At 59.9% G+C, this 4,441-nt stretch carries 4 protein-coding genes; 2 read left to right on the top strand and 2 right to left on the bottom strand.

The window, feature by feature from the left end; translation table 11 throughout:
• The coding region (locus tag H578_RS0111995) for an IS3 family transposase (protein WP_022873915.1) at positions 1 to 243 on the bottom strand (243 nt) is incomplete at its 3' end.
• A 190-nt stretch (positions 244 to 433) separates the two neighbouring features.
• On the opposite strand from H578_RS0111995, the gene H578_RS0111990 reads away from it, so the two are divergent.
• Together H578_RS0111990 and asd are read left to right on the top strand one after the other, a co-directional pair.
• Entirely contained in the window at positions 434 to 1,426 is a 993-nt protein-coding gene (locus tag H578_RS0111990) for a LacI family DNA-binding transcriptional regulator (protein ID WP_022873914.1), read from the top strand.
• 58 nt (positions 1,427 to 1,484) lie between these two features.
• Positions 1,485 to 2,687 (top strand): aspartate-semialdehyde dehydrogenase, encoded by a 1,203-nt coding sequence (asd, locus tag H578_RS0111985; RefSeq protein WP_022873913.1) that lies wholly within the window; start codon positions 1,485 to 1,487, stop codon positions 2,685 to 2,687.
• A 24-nt stretch (positions 2,688 to 2,711) separates the two neighbouring features.
• Here asd and H578_RS0111980 read toward each other — a convergent pair whose 3' ends face one another.
• On the bottom strand, positions 2,712 to 4,148 hold the full coding sequence (locus tag H578_RS0111980; protein WP_022873912.1) for an alanine/glycine:cation symporter family protein: 1,437 nt from the start codon (positions 4,146 to 4,148) through the stop codon (positions 2,712 to 2,714).
• Positions 4,149 to 4,441 lie beyond the last annotated feature (293 nt).

The following is a 4,441-nucleotide window of genomic DNA, read 5'->3' as shown; positions in this document are numbered from 1 at the left end:
AAGCTCTGCCTCGGCCAGCAGTCGTTTGAGCCGGTCATTCTGCTTCTGGAGCTCTTTGAGTCGCTTGGCGTCCTCGGCCTTGAGCCCGCCGTATTGGTTCTTCCACCGGTAGTAGGTGCCCTCAGTAACTCCGAGTTCCCGGGCAACCGCGGCGACATCATGGCCTTGGGCCAGCATCTTCTCAGCCTCACCGAGCTTGCGGATGATCTGCTCCGGGGAGTGCCGCTTCCTCTTCGCTGTCATGGTTACACCAGTCTTCCTCCCGCCAAGAGCGGGCGCCAGTGCAACTCACATAACTACTGGACCGAAATCAAGGGGTCACTCCAAATCGGTTTCGTTCATTTGTGTCATTTCGCGATTTCTCCCATAGCCAGCCCGTGATCTAGCGCGCTATAGTCAACGAAAGTGTGTTTCTAACGAGCGGAGCCCCTGCGTGAGCAACTATCGCATTCGCCTCAATGATGTCGCCCGTCTGGCCGGTGTCTCCCCAGCCAGTGCCTCCAAAGCCCTAAATGACCGTCCTGGAATCAGTGAGGCAACCCGCCTGCGAGTCAAACAAGCGGCACGTGACTTGGCTTTTGTCGGGAACCCAGCTGCCCGGGGCCTTTCCGAAGGTCGCACTGGAATTGTCGGCCTCCTCACTTCGGACCTCGAGGGGCGCTTTTCTCTTCCGATTCTCATGGGCGCCGAAGATGCTTTAGGTGCCGACAGGCTCTCCGTAATCCTCTGTGATGGGCGCGGTGATCCCATTCGAGAGCAACGTCATCTCGAAACCCTACTCAGTCGCCGCGTGGATGGATTGCTCGTTGTCGGCACGTACAACGACCCTCGGCCATCACTAGGGGATGCGTTACCAGTTCCCACCGTCTATGTGCATGCACCCTCAATGGCTGAGACGGACCGCTCGGTATTGCCCGACAACGTCGCCGCCGGTCGCATGGCTGCGGAACATCTTCTCAGTCTAGGTAAACGACGCATCGCGCACATTAGCGGCCAGGGATGGCAACGCGCCGCCCAGGATCGAGCTGAAGGACTGTTAGACACCCTGAGGGCCCAGGATCTCTCCCTGGTGTGGACAACAAACTACGGCGAATGGACTGAACGCTGGGGACGTTCAGCGATGCAGCAACTGCTGAACTCCGACATAGAAGTGGATGCCGTCATCTGCGACTCCGATCAAATCGCCAGGGGCGCGATGGACGCACTCATCCTTGCCGATATCTCTGTTCCAGAAGACGTTGCCATCATGGGCTTTGATAACTGGGAGGTCGTGGTTAATGCCACAGACCCAGGATTGACCAGTATTGATATGAACCTTGAAGCACTGGGGCGACACGCAGCCTCTCTTCTCTTCCATCTCGACGCTGACCAAACTCCTCCACCCCCTCGATTGGTGGCGCGCGGCTCCACCGTGCTGGGCGCATAGAAGAGCAGTCGTCTCCTCCTCCCTGCCTGCGCGGCAGCATTTTCGCTACTGTTGAGATATGACTGCTGAGCTGACTGATGCTTTCGCTGCTTCCACTGCCGCCTCGAGCACGCCCTCGGTCGGACTCGTCGGCTGGCGAGGCATGGTGGGTTCCGTGCTCGTGCACCGCTTCCTCGACGAAGGCGACTTCGCCCATTTCAACCCGGTGTTCTTCTCCACCTCCTCTGCAGGCCGAGCGGCACCGCAATTCGACGGTGTCGAACTCGAGGAACCGACACTGCAGGATGCCTACGACGTCGACACACTGCGCAAACTGCCAGTGATCGTCACCGCACAAGGTGGGGATTACACCAAGGAGGTCTACCCCAAGCTGCGCGAAGCCGGCTGGGAGGGCCTGTGGATCGACGCCGCCTCCACCTTGCGGATGGAAGACAGTTCAGTCATTGTGCTCGACCCCATCAATCGGGACGTCATTGACGCCGGCTTAGATGCCGGTGTCAAGGAATTCATCGGCGGCAACTGCACCGTTTCCTGCATGCTCATGGGTCTCGGCGGCCTCTTCAAAGAGGGTCTCGTCGAATGGGGAACCGCCATGACCTACCAGGCTGCCTCCGGCGGTGGGGCCAAGCACATGCGGGAATTGCTGACTCAGTTCGGGCACCTGCATCAGGTGGTCTCCGACGAATTGGCCGACCCCGCCAGTGCCATTCTGGAGATCGACCGCAAGGTGTTGCAGACCCAGCGGGATGGCCTTGATGCCTCCCAGTTCGGCGTCCCACTAGCCGGCTCCTTGATCCCTTGGATTGATGCTGACCTTGGCGACGGCCTTGCCAAAGAGGAATGGAAGGGCGGAGTCGAGACGAACAAGATCTTAGGCCGCGGAGAGCATCTGGCTCCGGGGGTGACCTCACGTGGGGATCGTATCCCGTTCGAGTCGCTGTGTGTGCGCATCGGTGCACTGCGCTCCCACTCCCAGGCCTTGACGCTGAAGCTGCGCGAAGACCTGCCCGTCAACGAGATCGAGCAGATCATTGACGCCGGAACCGAGTACGCCACAGTCGTGCCCAATGAGAAGGAAGCCACGATCGAACAGCTCACCCCTGTGGCAGCCACTGGTGAACTCACCATCCCCGTGGGGCGGATCCGGAAGCTGGACATGGGTGGTGAGTACATGAGCGCCTTCACCGTGGGTGACCAGCTGCTCTGGGGAGCCGCCGAGCCACTGCGGCGCATGCTACTCATCGCCATCGGTAAGCTCTGAGGCCATCCACAGTGATCGGCCCGCTCACCGCACGTCTTTAGTCCGCGAGGCTTCTTCCCAGTATTCGGCACCGGAGATGCCCAGCTTCTGCGGATCGAAGACCGGGTCCACGCCTGCGCGCATCTGCTGGTCATAGTCCTTGATGACTTTGCGTACAACCGGGGTCATGGCCAGAATCGCCAGCATGTTGACCCAGCCGAGCAGGCCATAGCCGATGTCACCCAAGCCCCACATCAGATCCGCGGAGACCACGGAGCCGAAGAAGGTGATACCCAAGAACCCGAGTTTCAGTACCCACTCTGGAGCTCCTCCAGTACGGCGCCTGATGTAGGCGAGGTTTGTGTCAGCAATGTAGTAGAAGGCGATGAGTGCTGTGAAGGCGAAGAAAAACAGCGCAGCGGCGACGAACGCGGGACCGAACCCGGAGAAGAGGGTATTCACGGCTTCCTGCGTATAGGCGACACCGGCCTCGATACCAGGAACGTACTCAACGACGGTGTCACCGTCATGCTCCACGTTGAAAGAGCCAGTGATGAGGATCATCACCCCGGTAGCCGTGCAGACCACCACCGTGTCGATGAACACGGAGAACGCTTGCACTAAGCCTTGTTTCGCCGGGTGAGTCACCGAGGCTGCTGCCGAACCGAAGGTTCCCTCTCCGACACCTGCCACATTGGAGAAGACCGCACGGCGAACACCCCAGGCGATCGCGGCACCTGCCATTCCCCCGAAGACCTGATCTACCCCGAAGGCTGAACCAAGGATCATCTGCGCCGTGGGAATCACTTCGCCGAGGTTGGCGCCAATAATGAGGACTGCGAAGACGATGTATCCCACCGCCATAATCGGCACCATAATCTGGGCCGTGCGCACGATCCTGCGGGTCCCGCCGACAATGGTGAAGGCCAGCAGGGCGGTCAGGCCGATCGCGGTCAGCCACACCGGAACATTGAAAGCGACTTCAATGCTGGAGGCAATGTTGTTGGACTGGACCCCGGGGAAGACGAAACCGTAACCGCACAGGTAGAGCGTGGCGAGAACAACGGCCAGCCACCGCAGTTTCAGACCGAACTCAACATAGAAGGGGGCACCTCCCCGGTGCTCTCCGTCGATCTTTCGCTTGTAGACCTGCGCCAGGACCGTTTCGGCAAAGGAACTGGCGGCGCCGACGAGCGCGACGACCACCATCCAGAACAGGGCACCCGGGCCTCCAGCCAGCAGCGCGGTGGCGACCCCGGCGATATTGCCCACGCCGATCCTGCTGGACAGAGTCAACAGAAGCGCCTGGAAGGACGAGATTCCCTCATCGCTCTGCTTCTTAGCCGTGATCTGTCGGAGCATGTCCCCGATCCGGCGGAACTGGACTGCTCCCGTCACGATGGTGAAGAACAGTCCCACGGCGAGGGCGAAGTACGCCATGGGGTTCCAGATCCAGTCATTGATAGTGCCGATCACGTCCATGACGGTGATCTCCTCTGCTCAGAAATCCACCGATGCAGTCACTTCAGTGTGACTCACATCGCAGTCGCTAGAGTTTTACACTCGCGATGTCGCATGTCAACTGTGACATTACACATTGGCAAAGAGCGCTGGATCGACTCTGACAGGCTCACCTAGATGACTGGCCAGCCGCCCATTCGCTCTCCTGTAGGCCCCCGGTTACTTGTAGCCTTTGGCCAGGGCGGCTTCAGTATCCCGGGTAATCGCCTGATGCATCCACTCCACCAACGGACCACGCGGGGGACGACACACCC

Source organism: Nesterenkonia alba DSM 19423, from assembly GCF_000421745.1.
GTDB classification, from domain to species: domain Bacteria; phylum Actinomycetota; class Actinomycetes; order Actinomycetales; family Micrococcaceae; genus Nesterenkonia; species Nesterenkonia alba.
Note: the sequence above shows the minus strand (reverse complement) of the source record. Positions and strands in the feature narration are given on the sequence as shown.